Annotated in this window: 15 protein-coding genes; 6 read left to right on the plus strand and 9 right to left on the minus strand. The window is 48.9% G+C overall.

Going from position 1 to position 15,552, the window contains the following annotated elements:
- Nucleotides 1-3: 3 nt before the first annotated feature.
- On the plus strand, nucleotides 4-654 hold the full coding sequence (locus CTN_RS00325) for an amino acid ABC transporter permease (RefSeq protein WP_012644956.1): 651 nt from the start codon (nucleotides 4-6) through the stop codon (nucleotides 652-654).
- Complete coding sequence (locus CTN_RS00330) at nucleotides 651-1,385, plus strand: amino acid ABC transporter ATP-binding protein (protein WP_012644957.1); 735 nt, start codon at nucleotides 651-653, stop codon at nucleotides 1,383-1,385. Before CTN_RS00325 ends, CTN_RS00330 begins: the two co-directional genes overlap by 4 nt.
- Here the strand turns inward: CTN_RS00330 and CTN_RS00335 are convergent.
- The 4 genes from CTN_RS00335 to mreB are packed head-to-tail and all read right to left on the minus strand — an operon-like array spanning nucleotide 1,330 to nucleotide 4,968.
- On the minus strand, nucleotides 1,330-3,003 hold the full coding sequence (locus CTN_RS00335) for a penicillin-binding transpeptidase domain-containing protein (protein ID WP_038066249.1): 1,674 nt from the start codon (nucleotides 3,001-3,003) through the stop codon (nucleotides 1,330-1,332). The two genes, CTN_RS00330 and CTN_RS00335, sit on opposite strands and share 56 nt — an antisense overlap.
- Nucleotides 3,000-3,338 (minus strand): hypothetical protein, encoded by a 339-nt coding sequence (locus CTN_RS00340; RefSeq protein ID WP_012644959.1) that lies wholly within the window; start codon nucleotides 3,336-3,338, stop codon nucleotides 3,000-3,002. The genes CTN_RS00335 and CTN_RS00340 overlap by 4 nt, the downstream gene beginning before the upstream one ends.
- A complete protein-coding gene (locus tag CTN_RS00345; protein ID WP_038066271.1) occupies nucleotides 3,335-3,958 on the minus strand; it encodes a hypothetical protein in 624 nt (207 codons plus the stop codon). The genes CTN_RS00340 and CTN_RS00345 overlap by 4 nt, the downstream gene beginning before the upstream one ends.
- Nucleotides 3,958-4,968: a rod shape-determining protein gene (gene mreB / locus CTN_RS00350; RefSeq protein WP_012644961.1), complete on the minus strand. Its 1,011-nt coding sequence runs from the start codon at nucleotides 4,966-4,968 to the stop codon at nucleotides 3,958-3,960. The genes CTN_RS00345 and mreB overlap by 1 nt, the downstream gene beginning before the upstream one ends.
- 78 nt (nucleotides 4,969-5,046) lie before the next feature.
- On the opposite strand from mreB, the gene CTN_RS00355 reads away from it, so the two are divergent.
- From CTN_RS00355 to CTN_RS00370, 4 genes are read left to right on the plus strand one after another with little or no spacing between them, the layout of a single operon-like run.
- Nucleotides 5,047-6,687: a putative manganese-dependent inorganic diphosphatase gene (locus CTN_RS00355; RefSeq protein WP_038066252.1), complete on the plus strand. Its 1,641-nt coding sequence runs from the start codon at nucleotides 5,047-5,049 to the stop codon at nucleotides 6,685-6,687.
- A gap of 4 nt (nucleotides 6,688-6,691) precedes the next feature.
- The gene (locus CTN_RS00360; protein ID WP_012644963.1) at nucleotides 6,692-7,588 is read left to right on the plus strand and encodes a DMT family transporter; all 897 of its coding nucleotides are present in this window, start codon (nucleotides 6,692-6,694) and stop codon (nucleotides 7,586-7,588) included.
- Entirely contained in the window at nucleotides 7,518-8,597 is a 1,080-nt protein-coding gene (locus CTN_RS00365; RefSeq protein WP_012644964.1) for a Gfo/Idh/MocA family protein, read from the plus strand. Before CTN_RS00360 ends, CTN_RS00365 begins: the two co-directional genes overlap by 71 nt.
- Nucleotides 8,597-9,304: a rhomboid family intramembrane serine protease gene (locus tag CTN_RS00370; RefSeq protein ID WP_038066274.1), complete on the plus strand. Its 708-nt coding sequence runs from the start codon at nucleotides 8,597-8,599 to the stop codon at nucleotides 9,302-9,304. The genes CTN_RS00365 and CTN_RS00370 overlap by 1 nt, the downstream gene beginning before the upstream one ends.
- On the opposite strand, the gene CTN_RS00375 is transcribed toward CTN_RS00370, so the two are convergent.
- Genes CTN_RS00375 through tilS form a run of 5 tightly spaced genes read right to left on the minus strand, consistent with a single transcriptional unit; the run spans nucleotide 9,291 to nucleotide 15,491 of the window.
- Nucleotides 9,291-10,595, minus strand: a complete 1,305-nt coding sequence (locus tag CTN_RS00375) for a nucleotide sugar dehydrogenase (RefSeq protein WP_012644967.1) — start codon at nucleotides 10,593-10,595, stop codon at nucleotides 9,291-9,293. The genes CTN_RS00370 and CTN_RS00375 overlap by 14 nt on opposite strands.
- Complete coding sequence (locus tag CTN_RS00380; RefSeq protein WP_038066255.1) at nucleotides 10,589-12,046, minus strand: B12-binding domain-containing radical SAM protein; 1,458 nt, start codon at nucleotides 12,044-12,046, stop codon at nucleotides 10,589-10,591. Before CTN_RS00380 ends, CTN_RS00375 begins: the two co-directional genes overlap by 7 nt.
- A complete protein-coding gene (locus tag CTN_RS00385) occupies nucleotides 12,006-12,428 on the minus strand; it encodes a thioesterase family protein (protein WP_231555923.1) in 423 nt (140 codons plus the stop codon). Before CTN_RS00385 ends, CTN_RS00380 begins: the two co-directional genes overlap by 41 nt.
- Entirely contained in the window at nucleotides 12,428-14,260 is a 1,833-nt protein-coding gene (gene ftsH, locus CTN_RS00390; RefSeq protein WP_012644970.1) for an ATP-dependent zinc metalloprotease FtsH, read from the minus strand. The genes CTN_RS00385 and ftsH overlap by 1 nt, the downstream gene beginning before the upstream one ends.
- Nucleotides 14,247-15,491, minus strand: coding sequence for a tRNA lysidine(34) synthetase TilS (gene tilS / locus CTN_RS00395; protein ID WP_038066259.1), 1,245 nt, complete (start codon nucleotides 15,489-15,491; stop codon nucleotides 14,247-14,249). The genes ftsH and tilS overlap by 14 nt, the downstream gene beginning before the upstream one ends.
- Nucleotides 15,492-15,552 lie beyond the last annotated feature (61 nt).

Raw genomic sequence — 15,552 nt, forward strand, 5'->3', positions numbered from 1 at the left:
AGGATGCCAGAATGGTTGAAGGTGATCGTTGACAATCTGCCTCTTCTTCTGAAGGGTGCCCTGCGCACCCTTCAACTTACTTCACTTGCGGTTCTTATAGGACTTGCCATAGGAATCTTCGTCGGTATGGGAAGGCTTTCGAAGTACCGGATCATAAGGTACCCATCTTCCGTTTACGTGGAGTTCATCAGGGGAACCCCGTTGATGGTCCAGCTCTTTCTGGTGTACTTTGGGCTTCCCGAACTTGGCCTTGAGTTCGACAGGTTCACGGCTGCCGTTGTTGCACTGGGCATAAACAGTGGAGCGTACGTTGCCGAGATCGTGAGGGCAGGAATACAGTCCGTACCGAAGGGACAGTACGAGGCGGCAAGATCCCTTGGAATGTCACACTTTCAGGCGATGGTTCACGTGATACTTCCACAGGCGTTCAGGCACATTCTTCCCGCACTTGGAAACGAGTTCATCGCCCTCGCAAAAGACAGCTCTCTTGCGATGGTGATAGGAACGGTCGAACTCATGAGGAGCGCCCAGTACATCGTCAGCAGAACCTTCATGAGTTTTCCCATATACGGTGGAGTGGCGCTGATCTACTTTGCCATCACCTTTTCCGTCTCCAGACTGGTGAGGTTCGTGGAAGGCAGGTTAAAGATATGAAAGAGACCGTTTTGAAGATCGAAGGACTCCACAAGTTTTTTGGAAAACTCCACGTGCTCAGGGGAATTGACCTTGAAGTGAAAAAAGGCGAAGTGATATCGATAATAGGACCGAGCGGAAGCGGAAAGAGTACACTTCTTCGCTGCATAAATCTGCTCGAGGAGTACCAGAAGGGGAAGATCTATTTCAAGGGAGAACTCATAACCCACAGGAACATAAACCGGATAAGAAGTTCCATCGGAATGGTCTTCCAGCAGTTCAACCTCTTTCCCCACCTTTCCGTTCTGGACAACCTCATACTGGCACCGGTGAAGGTGAAGAACATGCCAAAGGAAGAGGCCATAGAGAAGGCAAGAAAACTGCTTGAGAGGGTTGGTCTCATCGACAAGATAAATGAAAAGCCGGGAAACCTCTCCGGAGGCCAGCAGCAGAGGGTGGCGATAGCAAGATCTCTCATGATGGATCCTGAACTCATGCTCTTCGACGAACCCACTTCCGCTTTAGATCCGGAACTTGTGAAAGAAGTTCTCGACGTCATAAAGGATCTTGCGCAGACGGGCATGACCATGCTGATCGTGACACACGAGATGAGGTTTGCCCGGGACGTCTCCGACAGAGTGATCTTCATGGATGAGGGAAAGATCGTTGAGAGTGGCCCACCGGAGAAGATCTTTTCTAATCCTGAGAGTGAGAGGACGCGTGAGTTTCTCGGACACTTTCTCTCAGTTTGAAGTATTCTGAAAGGACCTCTTTTGCAATCTGGGCGGCTGCACCAGAACCGTAACCTCCATGTTCCACCATCACAACGATCGCAACCTCGGGATCCTCGGCAGGGGCAAAGCCCACAAACCACGAGTGTGGATCACCGTTTGAAGTCTCTGCCGTCCCCGTTTTCCCAGCCACCCTGTAGGGAAAACCCCTGAACACGTGGTACGCGGTTCCGGGGTCTTCCTCTTCGTTTCCCCTGAAAGATGTCACATCGACCATGGCATCTTTGAGGAAAGTCCAGATTTTCTCGTCGATCTGAATCTGTGTTTCGATCTCTGGTTTCACCTCTTCTGAGCCGATCTTTTTGACCACGTGTGGCCTGTAGAACACACCTTCGTTTGCCACAAGTGAGACGAGTTTCAAAAGTTCTACGGGGGTGACCTCGAGGTATCCCTGGCCGATGGACATCAAGATGGTGTCACCGGGATACCATGGTTCTCCGACCTTTTCAATCTTCCACCCAGGCGTTGGAAGAAGGCCTTCCTTTTCTCCGGGAAGGTCTATCCCTGTTTTTTCGAAAATTCCAAACTTTCTTGCGGTCTCCGTCATCTTTTCAACACCGAGTTTCAATCCGAGTTGATAGAAGTAGACGTTGCAGGAGACCCTGATCGCCTTTCTGAGATCTGTTGGGCCGTGCCCTTCTTCTTTCCAGTCCCTGTACCTTGCAACAACCTCTCCTTTACTGTTCCTGTAGTTGAACACTCCGTGGCAGTCGATCTTTTCGTTCGGATCGATCCCGTTCAAAAGAGCAGCCAGAGCCCAGAGGACTTTGATGGCAGAGCCAGGATTGTAGACAGAAGAGATCGCCCTGTTGATGAGAGGAGAGGGAGAATCTCTCAGTAGTCTTTCCCATTCCCTCCTTGTGAACCCTTCATAGAAGTCTTGGGGATTGTACTCCGGGAAAGAAGCCAGAGCGAGAATTTCTCCTGTCTTCACTCTGGAGAGAATCACGGCACCTGGTTTTCCAGCTTCTTCCAGGGATTTTTCCGCGACTTTCTGTATCCTGGAGTCGATGGTGAGCGTTATGTCCTCTCCTGGCTTTGGAGGGCTTTTCATCACTTCTGAGGTGACCCTCCCGGAGGGTTCCACGAACACCATCTTTGCTCCTTCGATTCCCGTCAGAAACTCATCGTAAACACGTTCAACACCGTACATACCCTTTCTGTCCACGTTCACGTACCCCACAACGTGAGATGCAGTGAGGGTGTATCTTCTTCTGTAGTCCAGACTGATGCGCACTCCCTTTTTTGAAAGAACGTCCGCACGTGCCTTATCGAGAACGACCTTTTCACCCCTTATGAGACGAAGGACCTCCTCTGATGTGAGAAGACCTGTTTTTTTCAGTTCATCGATGTTGTTCAACCACGGATCGAGAACGTACACCTCCTCGTCTCTGGCAAGGACCTTTCCATCACTGGTGAGGATCTTTCCTCTGGGAGCAGGCACCTTCACAATCCTCGTCTGAAGAAGTTCCAGATACTTTCTGTGTTCCTCGTGCTCGAGGATCTGAACCTGAAAAGCCTTGATGATGATCAGAACGAACGAAAGTGCCATGAAAAGCAATATCAATCTGTTCTTCACCGCCGCCTCACCCACAACAGAAGGAATATCCCGGAAAGAGCAGACAGAACAAGAGAAACAGAGTCAGAAGGGATACATCCCATCACGATCAAAACAGAAGCGGGCAGGATCATCGATGAGAAATGACCCCTGAGTGCGTCAAGAACAAGAAACGAAAGGAGGATGATCACGTACCAGTAGCTGGGCATGGCAAGGAACCTGATCAAGAGAACAAGAAAAAAGAGGGTGTTTTTCCTTCTGTAGAGAGCAAGTCCAAGAAAGGCAGGGAAAAACATCAGAACGTCTTTGAAGACAAAATCCCAGAGAACACTCAGGACGGCAAGAGCGTAGATCATTCTACCACCCCTACCACGGCCACTCTGTCGGGAAGGTCTTTTTCTGCATTCAGAAGAAAGTACCCCCCGTCGTAACCTGCCACAGTTCCGACGAAAAGAAAGTCCTTCAAAGCCACGTTCCACTTTTCATCTTCCAGGAACACCTTCCATCCCGTCACGTCCACGTCTTCGAGTATGGAAACCCTTGGAACGGCCCCTCCCTTCAACACCCCCACAACGGAAGAAGATGCATTCTCTATCCGAACCCTCTCAACGAAGTCCTCGGAAAACACGGTTTCCACTTTCGAAAGAGGCCCCTTTTCCACAACGATTCCAAGGAATCTCCTCTCGAAGGGATCGAGTACGAGAGAGCCTTCCTGCACCTCTCCGAGAATGTAGAAGTATCCATCACCCCTTCCTGTAACAAAAAAAAGGCCCCCAACACTTTTCGATCCCACGTAGATGTCTCCGGGGTAGATTTTGTTTTTCAGTTTCAAAATGACGTCTTCGATCGACGCCCTCAGTTTCAGGAAGGGAAACGACACTCTGTAGAAAAAAGGATGAAGTTTGTCAGAGACGTCGAACGTTTCGTTCAGAAAGAAGACGGTCAAAAACAGAAGAAAAACGATCGCTTTTTTCATCATCCAGCACCCTGGAGTTTCTTCAGGATGTTCACCTTCTCGAGGACCATTCCCGCTCCTTTCGCAACAGCTGTGAGGGGCTCTTCTGCTCTGATCACGCTGATGCCCGTTTCTTTCTGAAGAAGCGTGTCCAGACCCCTCAGAAGGGAACCTCCACCGGTGAGGAAGATTCCCCGCTCTATGATGTCAGAGACGAGTTCGGGAGGTGTCTTTTCCAGAGTTGTCCTCACACTCTCCACAATTGTGACCACGACACTTCTGAGGGCCTCTCTCACCTCTCCACCCTTCAGGGTGAGTTTTCTTGGAAGGCCTGTAGACAGATCTATTCCGGAAACGGTCGTTTCGAGTTCGTCGTTCTCTTTGGACGGGAAAACGTTTCCTATTTCGATCTTCACTCTCTCTGCTGTTCTTTCACCGATCGCCACCCGGTACGTTTCCCTCACGTACTGCATGATGGCCTCATCCATCTCGTCTCCTGCTATACGCACTGACTCCCAGGTGACGATGCTGCCAAGGGAGATCACGGCGACCTCTGTTGTACCACCACCGATATCCACCACCATGTTTCCAGAGGGCTCTTCAACGTTGAGATTGGAACCTATCGCTGCCGCCATGGGCTCTTCTATCAGAAAGACCTTGCTCGCTCCGGCTTCGAGTCCTGCATCCAGTATGGCCCTTCTTTCCACATCGGTGATGCCTATAGGAACACCTATAACAACACGTGGTTTGAGGAAATTAAAGCCGTTTTTTGCCTTGTTTATGAAGTACTTCAGCATCACAAGAGCCACGGTGTAGTCGGCTATTACTCCATCCTTCATGGGTCTTATGGCCTTTATAGTGGCCGGTGTTTTTCCCAGCATGTTTTTCGCTTCGAGACCAACTTTCAGTATTTCGCCTGTAGAGGAATCTATCGCGATCACGGAGGGTTCGTTCACAACGATACCCTTTCCCTTGAGAAAAACGAGCGTATTCGCCGTTCCAAGGTCGATTCCTATGTCTTTTCTTAACACCTTCTTCCCCCTCTCAACAATCTCTTGCTGTTAAGGATTATACCATCTGATAGAATTTCTAGTACGGAGGTGAAGACTTTGGAAAGAGTGTACGTGGTGGGACACAGAAATCCGGACACGGACAGTGTGTGCTCTGCAATAGGGTACGCCCATTACAAGGCTGAAGTGGAAAAGAAAAAACAATTCATCCCAGCACGGTGCGGGGAGCTGACGAACGAAGCACTGTTTGTCCTCGATTATTTCAAGGTGAGGCCACCAATCTTTCTTGAAACGCTGGAGCCCACCGTTGAAGACCTCGAGTTGAAAGATCCGATCTTCGTCTCCCCTGACACACCGGTTTACGATGTCGCCATGCTGATGGAAGGAAAGGGAATAAAGAACGTTCCCGTAGTGTCCAGAGGGAAGATGATAGGAGTGGTCACAGAGAGCAACCTTGCCCGGGTTTATGTGAGAAGGTTGAAGATAGAACCACTAGTCATACATCCCGTTCCTCTTGAACAACTCGTCAGAGTGTTGAAAGCAGAAGTCGTGTGCGATCACCTGAAAGAAAAAACCATCTCCGGAAAGGTCCACATCGCCGTTGACGCGCTCCACGTGCTCCTTGGAAAGATCGAAATAGGTGACGTGGTCATTGTTGGAGACAACGAACCATCCCAGATAGCGCTTTTAGAAAAGGGAGCAAAACTCATGATAATCGTGAACAACGCGCCCGTTTCCAGCAGGGTACTTGAGATCGCAAAGGAGAAAGGTGCCGCCGTCCTGAGAGTGAAGTTCGACGCTTTCGGTGCGGCAAAGCTCATAAACCTGGCTCTTCCTGTGACACTGGTGATGAGCAAAAAATTTCCAACGGTGACCAAAAGAGACACGCTCGAAGACGTGAAAAACATCGTGTTCACCTCCAAACTGAGGGCAGCGTTCGTGGAGGACGAAAAAGGAAAACTTCTTGGTGTGATAACGAGAACAGACCTGATGAAGGATGTGAGAAAAAAGGTCATCCTGGTGGACCACAACGAGATCACACAGGCGCCGGAGGGCGTGGAAAAGGCGGAGATCCTTGAGATCATCGACCATCACAGGCTCGGTGGTTTGAGTACCCTGAACCCCGTCTTTTTCTACAACGAACCCGTGGGCAGCACCTCCACGATCGTCACGGAGTTTTTCCTGAGAGACGGTGTGAAGATGGAAAGAGAAATCGCCGGGGTTCTTCTTGCCGGGATCGTATCCGACACCCTCTTCTTCAAGCTTTCCACGACGACAGAGAAAGACAGAGCGATGGCAGGTTTCCTTGCCAGGATCACAAAGCTCGATCTGGAAAAGTTCGCAAAAAAGGTGCTGAAGGAAGGAATGAAGATCCCGGAAAACGTCGATCCCCTCGATCTGCTGAAGAGGGACGTGAAGGTGTACGAGATGGGTGAGGAATCATTTGCAGTTTCCCAGATCATGACGTCAGATTTCTCCGTCCTTTTGAAAGAAAAAGAAAAGTTCGCTACTGCCCTGAAGAGCCTCAAAGGAGAGCTCGGTGTGACGCACTGTTTTGTTCTCTTCACCAATCCGATAGAAGAGGCGAGCCTTGTGATGGTGGAGGGAGATCAGAGGATACTGGAGAAAGCCTTCGATGGTGCAGAAAAGAAAGACGGTCTCTTCCTTTTGAAGGGTGTCATGTCCAGAAAGAAGGATTTTGTTCCAAGGATCGGAGATATCCTGAGAAGGGAGAGATGATCCCTTGGAGAGGTTTTTTGCGTGGCTTGTGATAGTGCTCTGGGGTGTTTCTTTTCTTGCAACAAAGGTGGTTGTACAGGTTCTGAATCCTTTCCTTGCAGGCTTTTTGAGATTTCTGCTTTCTTTCCTCTTTCTGAGCCTGGTATCGGGAAGGCCGAAGATCTTCAACAGAGATATCTTCATGGCGGGTTTCTGGGGCGTTTTTGGTTACTTTGCCTTTGAGAACTCTGCTCTCATGTTCACAGAACCTACCAACGCTGCGATCATCGTCTCATCTGCTCCCATCTTCTTTCTTCTCTTCTCACACATCGTCCAGAAGAAGAAAACCACGGCGGGCATGTACCTTGGCGTGCTGCTTTCTTTTCTGGGAGTTGTCCTCGTCATACTGAACGGACGGTTCGTTCTCAAACTCAATCCGATTGGAGACCTTCTCGCCTTCGGGGCGGCCCTGTCGTGGGTCTTCTACACACACCATGTGGAAAGACTGGGAAGTCTTTCTTTCAAAGAGAACGCCGGTATCATGTTCTGGGGAATGGTTCTTTTTCTTCCCTTTTCTGCTGGAAAGTTCCATCAGGTGCTGGACATGAATGCCTCTGTAATCGTGTCTCTGATCTATCTTGGGATTTTGTGTTCTGGCCTTGCATACTTTCTCTGGAACAGGGCGATCGAGAAACTTGGAAGCAGGAGAACAACGAACATGATATACTACATACCAGTTGTAACGGCCGTGGTTGAACACACTGTGAAGATGAGGTTTCCGTCTGCTCTTTTGATCGGAGGAGTTGTGCTCGTTGTTCTGGGACTTTCCATCTTCGAAAGGGAGGCAGAACATGAAACTGAGAGTAGCACTGATAGGATGCGGAAGGATCGGCCAGAAAAAGCACGTTCCTGCTCTGATTGAAACGAGGGATCTTTTCGATACGGTGGCCGTATGCGATCTGGTGGAAGAGAGGATGAACGTGGCCGCCGATCAGTTTGAGAAAGCGGGTCTTAAAAGACCTGAGACTGTGAAGGATTACAGGGAAATTCTCAGAAGAGACGACATAGATGTTGTATCCATCGCAACAGAGAGCGGAAAGCACTATCAAATGACGATGGAGGCACTGGAGAGCGGAAAGCACGTTCTTGTGGAAAAACCCATGGCACTCTCTACACGGCACATGAACGAGATGGTGGAACTTTCGAAGAGAAAGAACCTGAAACTCGGTGTGTTCTTTCAGAACCGGTTCAATCCGCCTGTGCAGGAGGTCAGAAAAAAGCTGGATTCTGGGGCTTTCGGAAGGGTGTTCTATGCGTCCGTGGCGGTGAGGTGGAACAGAAACGAAGCGTACTACAGGCAGGCAAAATGGAGGGGTACCTGGGAGATGGATGGAGGAGTGCTGATGAACCAGTCCACCCACGCCATAGACCTCCTTCAGTGGTTTCTCGGTGGAGAGATCGAGGAGATATACGGCCACATAGCGAACACGAACCACCCTTACATAGAGGCTGAAGACACCGGGTTTGCCATTGTGAAGTTCAAAGGAGGAAAAACGGGTCTGATAGAAGCAACAAGTAACGTGTTCCCGAGAAATCTCGAGGAAACACTCGCCATCTTTGGAGAAAAAGGAACCGTCGTCGTTGGAGGGCTTGCGGTCAACAGGATCCTCACCTGGAGGTTCGAAAAAGAAGAGTCCCATCCGTTCATGAACCTGCCAGATCCGGACACGGTGTATGGAGACAGTCACAAGTACGTGTACAGAGACTTCTACGAAGCGGTCCTCAAAGACAGAAAACCCTACATCTCAGGAGAAGATGGAAAGAAGGCTGTGGAGATAGTGCTCGGGATATACAAGTCCTTCCTGGAGGGAAGACCGGTGAAGTATCCGTTCGATTTTTCCACAGAGGAAATGAAGGGAGTAAAGCTGTGATGAGAAAAAGGGCTGTTTATTTCATTCTTCTGTTCAACGCGTTCATATTCGTGTTGATGGCGCTTTCCGGGGTTTTCTCCACAAGAGAGCCCATTCTTCAGATGCTTCTTCTTCTCAGATACGGTGCCCAGTACGGTCCCAGAGTCGATGCGGGAGACTGGTTCAGGTTGATCACGGCCCTCTTTGTCCACGGAGGAATCCTCCACATTCTCTTCAACTCCTATGCCCTATACTACTTCGGGCTGATCGTGGAGGACATATACGGTTCGGAGAAGTTCCTGTTCAGTTACTTTTTCACGGGAGTGGTTGGAAACATCGCAACGCACATTTTCTACCACGACACGATCTCTGTTGGTGCAAGTGGTGCGATCTTTGGCCTCATAGGAGTGCTCTTTGCGGCAGGCTTCAGAAAGGACACACCCTTTTTCATGAAGCCGGTGACCGGTGTTTCTCTTCTTCCCATCATTCTGATAAACGTGGTGTACGGGTTTCTTCCCGGAACGAACATCAACAACGCGGCGCACCTTGGAGGATTTCTGTCTGGGATGCTCCTTGGATACACAATGAAGCCCTTCTCGTGGAAGAGAAGGGCCCTCTGGAAAGCCATTGCCATTCTCACCGTTTCACTTGTGGTTCTCTCTTATGTTTTCCTGATCAGACAGATCCCGGAGATCGATGAGGCGATCAGAAGGTTCAGAGCAGGATGATCTTTTCTCTGTTTTCCTTCACATCCTTTGTGATGTTCTTGGTGTCGAAGACAACGGGTGCGTGCTTTACAACGAAGTTGTAATCCACTCCGTTTTTGTGAGCAGTTGTTATCACGACGATGTCCACGCTCTTCAGGTACTCTTCTGTGAGTTCGACCCTTCTGTGGATTTTCTCTCCTCTCTTCACCTCAGGAACGTAGGGGTCGAAGAACTCGACGATCGCTTTTTTCTTTTCGAGATGATCCCATACCTTGAGGGCAGGTGACTCCCTCACGTCGTCTATATCGCCCTTGTAGGCAACCCCGAGGAGAAGGACCTTCGAGCCGTTCAGAGGTTTTTTTCTCTCGTTGAGTATGTCCTGGACCCTCATCACAACGTACTCGGGCATGAAATCGTTTATCTCCCCTGCCATCTCCACAAGATCGAGTCTCACGTCGTACTCTTTTGCCTTGTAAGCGAGGTAGAATGGATCTATCGGTATGCAGTGGCCACCCGCTCCAGGACCGGGATAGAAGGGCATGAAACCAAAGGGCTTCGTAGCGGCAGCGTCTATCACTTCCCATATGTTGATTCCCATCCTTCTTGCAAGGATCGCCACCTCGTTTATGAGTGAGATGTTCACGAGTCTGAAAGTGTTTTCGAGTACTTTTGACATCTCCGCTGCTCTTGGGGAGGAGACGGTGTGCACCGGTGCTTCGAGCACGTTCTCGTAGAGGATCTTCGCAAGTTCAGTGCACTTTTCTGTGACTCCACCCACCACCTTCGGTGTGTTCTTCGTCTTGTAGATTCTGTTTCCAGGGTCCACCCTCTCTGGACTGAACGCAAGGTAGAAATCTTCTCCTACTTTCAAACCAGTGGACTCCAGTATGGGAAGAACGACCTCCTCTGTGGTACCGGGGTAGGTCGTGCTCTCAAGGACAACGAGCATTTCCCTGTGGAGGTACTTTGCTATCTCTTTGGCGGTGTTTATCACGTAGGTCAGATCGGGCTCTTTGTATTTTCCCAGTGGGGTCGGGACACAGATCGTTGCAACGTCGCAGTTTTTCAGTTCAGAAAAATCTGTGGTGGCCCTGATCATCCCCTTTTCCACAAGATCCTTTAGCTCTTCATCCACCACGTCCCCTATGTAGTTTATTCCCGCGTTCACCATATCGACCCTCTTTTTCTGGATATCGAAGCCGATCACTCTGTATCCTGCTTTTGCTTTCTCCACGGCCAGAGGAAGTCCCACGTATCCAAGACCGATGACACCTACCACTGCCGTTCTGCTCACAAGTTTTTCCTTCAACACAGCCTTTTCCTCCCTTCGTTGAAGATCATCTTTCTGAAACGCTTCTTGTTTTCGAACGACTTCACCCACTCGACTATCTCTTCTCTGGAAGCACGTGCTATCGTGTACTGTATCACAGATTCTCTGATGCTCTCAAAGTCAACCCTGAAACCTTTGAGATATTCTTTCAGAAACTTTTCTTTTTCTCTCAGAACATCCACGGGCTCCATTCTTCTTTCTTCAAAGTCCGTTCCCGGTTTTGGAATGAGAGGGTTGAAGCTCATATGGACCTCCCTGTAGCCCATCTGGAGTGCGAGCTCTCCTATCTTTCTGAAAGCCCTGAGGTCTTCTTCTGTTTCCTCTTCAAGACCGTATATGAAGTACATCTTTATTCTATCAAAACCGACGTTTCTTGCCATTTTCAGGGCGATTTCGATCTGTTCATCCGTTATGTCCTTCTTCAGTATGTCTCTGATCTTCTGAGAGCCGGCCTCCGGGGCTATTGTGAAGGATCTCTGCCCCGATTCTTTCAGTACCTTCAGAAGTCTTTCAGAAAGGCGGTCGAGTCTCAGGGAGGAGACCGAGATCTTCAACTGATGCCTTTCAACAACGTCGAGGAGTTCGTTGAGCCATGGATAATCGGTTATGGTGGCACTTATGAGCCCGTATTCCTTCCAGGGTATTTCCTCCACAAGACTCTCAAACCTGTCCGGTCTCACAAACCGGGCGGGCTTTAAATTCTTTCCAAATATGCAGAAGGCACACCTTCTTATACAGCCTCTTCCCAGCTCCACCAGGAGTTTTCCGAGAAAGACACCAGCATCCGAAACGATGTGTGCATGGGGAAGAAACTCATCTACGATCACACCGGTTGCTATCTCCGAGTGTTTCTTTCCCAGAGAAGGAACGTTCATCGAAGGAATCTCGGCGAGTGCTTTCAGAATGTCTTCTTTTTTCTCTCCGGTGAGAGCTTCTGAGAACTCTTCAAGGTGTTTTTCCAGCTCACCGTAGTAGACCGCATCAGCAACGGGAAGAAGAAACTCGGTGTTCAGATAGGTCACAGCACCACCTGCCACAACAAGGGGATGATGCTCTTCTCTGTCTTTCCAGAGAAGAGGGATTCCCTTTTTTTTGAGAAGATCGAGGAGGTTCAAAAGATCGTTCTCAAAGCTCACAGAGAAAAGCCAGATGGGAAACTCATCAAGGGGAGTCTGTGTCTCAAGAGAATAGTATTTTGAAAAGGATTCGTCGTAGAAGAACCTTTCGCACCTGATACGTGGATGATGGTTGAGAAGTTTTTGAACGTAATAGAAGGCAAGTCCAGAACTTGCAACGATGTAATCGTTGGGAACAATGAGGGCGACACGAACGTCGCCCTCGAGTTTCAGATTTTCAACCTGTCTTTCTTTGCTTTTGAAGCCCAGGACCTTTTCATATTCCAAAAAATCCTGGGGTCTTCTCGGTTTTCTCAAGCGCTACCCTCCGCAAGTAATTCCTGGAAACGATAGCTCTTACAAATTCTGCCTCCAGAATTTTTTCATCGCCACTCATCACGATTCCCCTGAACTTCACCCGGTTTCCTGTGACTCCGATCACCCTCACACCAACAGCTACTCTTGTTCCTGTGGGAATGGCTTTCACATGCCTTACACAGCTTTCCACGACAACAGCCGTGTAGTCGTCGGGAAGGTATCTGCTCAAAAGGTCGTAGGACACCCTGTGTACAACTCCCATGAGAGCAGATGTGGAGACAAGATGAAGATCGAGCATCATCACGTCCTCATTCCATGCCATCGTTTCATCGAGCGCCACGTCTTCCGTTAGCCTCTTTCCCTCAAGAAAGTCAAATTCCATCATTCCACCACCTTTTCAAACTCCTCAGAGAGGATCTTCCTGAGCTCTTCTCCCTCAATGGTCTCTTTTTCCAGAAGAATTTCCACAATGTTGTCAAGTTGTTTTCTGTACTTTCTTATGATCTCTTTTGCACGCTCGTAGCAGTTCGTCACGATCTTTTTCACTTCCTCATCGATTTTGCTCGCCACTTCTTCACTGTAGTTTCTCAGACGTGTGATCTCCTTTCCAAGGAAGACCTCCTGCTCTTCCTTGCCCCAGGCAAGGGGACCGAGTTCTTCACTCATACCAAGCTGGCACACCATGTTTCTGGCGATCTCGGTTGCCCTCTCTATATCGTTGGCTGCTCCACTCGTCACATCTCCGAAGACCACTTCTTCCGCTGCCCTTCCCCCGAGCAAGGCGGTGAGCTTGTCGAGGAGTTCATTTTTCGTAACAAGATACTTGTCTTCCTCTGGAAGATGAAGAGTGTATCCGAGTGCTTTGTAACCTCTTGGAATTATCGAGATTCTGTGAACGAGTTCTCCGTTGGGAACAACGGTTGAGACAACTGCGTGCCCTGCCTCATGGTATGCGATGATGCGCTTTTCTTTTGGACTAATGAGACGGGATTTTCTAGCAGGACCGGCTATCACCCTGTCTATCGCCTCTTCGAAATCTTTCATCGTGATCTTTTCTCTTCCATCTCTTGCCGCAAGAAGCGCTGCTTCGTTGACAAGGTTTTCCAGATCGGCGCCCACAAAACCAGGGGTTCTCTTTGCGAGGATCTCCAAATCGACATCCTCAGCGAGGGGTTTGTTCCTTGTGTGTATTTCCAGTATCTTTTTTCTTCCAAGCATATCAGGTGGATCCACCACGATCTTTTTGTCGAACCTTCCAGGTCTCAGGAGGGCCGGGTCAAGGATGTCCGGTCTGTTCGTGGCGGCCATGACTATGATTCCTTCTTTCGAGTCAAAACCGTCCATCTCCACGAGGAGTTGGTTCAGCGTTTGCTCCCTTTCATCGTGTCCCCCACCAAGACCCGCTCCTCTGTGTCTTCCCACCGCATCTATCTCATCGATGAAGACGATACAGGGAGCGTGGGCTTTCGCCTGTGCAAAAAGATCCCTCACTCTTGCCGCTCCAACTCCGACGAAGAGTTCTACAAAGTCGGATCCACTGATGTGGAAAAATGGAACGTTCGCTTCACCGGCAACGGCCCTGGCAAGGAGAGTTTTTCCGGTACCCGGTGGTCCAACGAGTAGAATTCCTTTCGGCATTCTGGCTCCGATTCTGTTGAACTTCGATGGGTCTTTCAGAAATTCCACGACTTCTTTTAATTCTTCTATCGCCTCGTCTGCTCCACCCACATCCTTGAAGGTGACTCTCTTGCTTCCAGAAGGTTTGTACATGGTTGCCCTGCTCTTTGTGAAGGTGAAAGCCTGACTGTTTCTACCAGAAAGACTCCTCATTATGAAGAGCCAGACGATTATGAAGAGAATCGTCGGTATGAGAGTTCCCAGGACGTTTATCCAGAAGGAACTGCTGCCACTTCTTTCACCGGAAACTTTTACTCCTTTCGAGACGAGTTTTTCGATGAACTGTGAGTCGTTCACCACCCATGGAGCGTCAACTTCGTAAACCCTTCCGTCTTTGGTGTAAACCCTCAACACTCCATCGTCCCTGATGACCACTTCGGATACCAGTCCTCTATCGTCCTCCACCATCTGAACAAAACTCGTGTAACTCAGCTTGGAAACGGGAGAACTTTCGATGTAGAAAAATCTTGCGAGCCAGAACAGAGAGACTATTATGAGAATCGTAAACAATAGATTCCAGATACTAGACCTGTTCAAAACTCGTACCTCCTTTCACGTAACCGATCGGAAATTCTAAAAGTTCCACGTTCACTTCCGGTGGAAACTCGTCTGAAAATGCGATCCCCGGTACCCAGAGAACCCTGCCCTGTTCGTCAACGAGCAGGGGCACTCTGTCCCGGTAAAACACTGGCACTTTCTTTTCAATGAAAATGTCCTTCAGTTTTTCTTCCGAGCCGTTGATTATAATTCTATCACCTTTTCTTCTATTTCTGAGCCAGAACGCACGTTCAATTCCGTGGAGGTTCACCTTTATTTTAAACCCTTCGATGTCGAAAATGCCATCTTTCACCTCCAACCTGTACTTCTTTTTGAACAGAGTTTTCCCCACCGCCCCGTATCCAAACGATCTTTCCACAAACACATCTTTCCAGAGCTCAACCCTTCTTGATTTCAACGATTCTATTAACTTTTCGTAATCCGGTGTTCTTCCATAGAGGGTTTTCAGCACCCATCTTGTGACTTCAAGAAACAGGAACTGGTTCTTCGGCTCTTCGAAGACGGCAAAATCCTTGTAAAAATGAACTTTTTCTTTCACGAAGTTCTGAACAGTCTCCTCAACGAATTCTCTCAACATGAAACTGATCGAAACCAGTCTGTAAACAGCATCTTCTACGTTCGGGTTTAGTTTCTTGAGAAGAGGAACAACCCTGTGTCTTATGAAGTTTCTGGTGTATTTGATGTCGTAGTTCGTTTCATCCACGACGAACGGGATCTTCTGTTTTTGAGCGTAGTCCTCTATCTCAGATCTCTTGAAAACAAGAAAGGGCCTTATGTACTTTTCTCTCTTCACCGGAATACAAGCAATTCCCAGAGGGCCGGTGCCTCTCACCAGTCTGTGAAGGACTGTTTCCAAAAGATCGTTCTTGTGATGAGCAAGAGCGATCTTTGTTGCCCCGAGTTTTTTTGCCACTTTCTCAAGAAAACTGTACCTCACCTCTCTTGCCACTTCTTCCAGAGTCTTTCCAGAGCCCTTCCACAGTGCAGGAACGTCCACAACAGCAGTTTCCACAGGAACGTTCCATTGACGACAGATGTCTTCTACGAATTTTCTGTCCCTTTCTGAACTTTCTCTTATTCTGTGATCGAGATGAGCACCCAGAACTTCGATCTTCAAAAGGGGGGAGAGTTTCTTCAGGATGTACAGGAGGGTCATCGAATCTATTCCACCGGAGACGGCAACGAGAACAATGTCACCTTCACCGATCAAGCGATTTTCCTTCACGAATTCTAGGAACCTTTCCTCAAATTCTTCGGTAATGTTTCACACC

Source organism: Thermotoga neapolitana DSM 4359 (assembly GCF_000018945.1).
GTDB classification, from domain to species: domain Bacteria; phylum Thermotogota; class Thermotogae; order Thermotogales; family Thermotogaceae; genus Thermotoga; species Thermotoga neapolitana.

Excerpts from the sequence above, each read along its gene's own strand:
- CTN_RS00325 (WP_012644956.1), top strand. The coding sequence starts at position 4 with ATGCCAGAATGGTTGAAGGTGATCGTTGACAATCTGCCTCTTCTTCTG.
- CTN_RS00330 (WP_012644957.1), top strand. The coding sequence starts at position 651 with ATGAAAGAGACCGTTTTGAAGATCGAAGGACTCCACAAGTTTTTTGGA.
- CTN_RS00340 (WP_012644959.1), bottom strand. The coding sequence starts at position 3,338 with ATGATCTACGCTCTTGCCGTCCTGAGTGTTCTCTGGGATTTTGTCTTC.
- CTN_RS00345 (WP_038066271.1), bottom strand. The coding sequence starts at position 3,958 with ATGAAAAAAGCGATCGTTTTTCTTCTGTTTTTGACCGTCTTCTTTCTG.
- CTN_RS00365 (WP_012644964.1), top strand. The coding sequence starts at position 7,518 with ATGAAACTGAGAGTAGCACTGATAGGATGCGGAAGGATCGGCCAGAAA.
- CTN_RS00370 (WP_038066274.1), top strand. The coding sequence starts at position 8,597 with ATGAGAAAAAGGGCTGTTTATTTCATTCTTCTGTTCAACGCGTTCATA.
- CTN_RS00385 (WP_231555923.1), bottom strand. The coding sequence starts at position 12,428 with ATGGAATTTGACTTTCTTGAGGGAAAGAGGCTAACGGAAGACGTGGCG.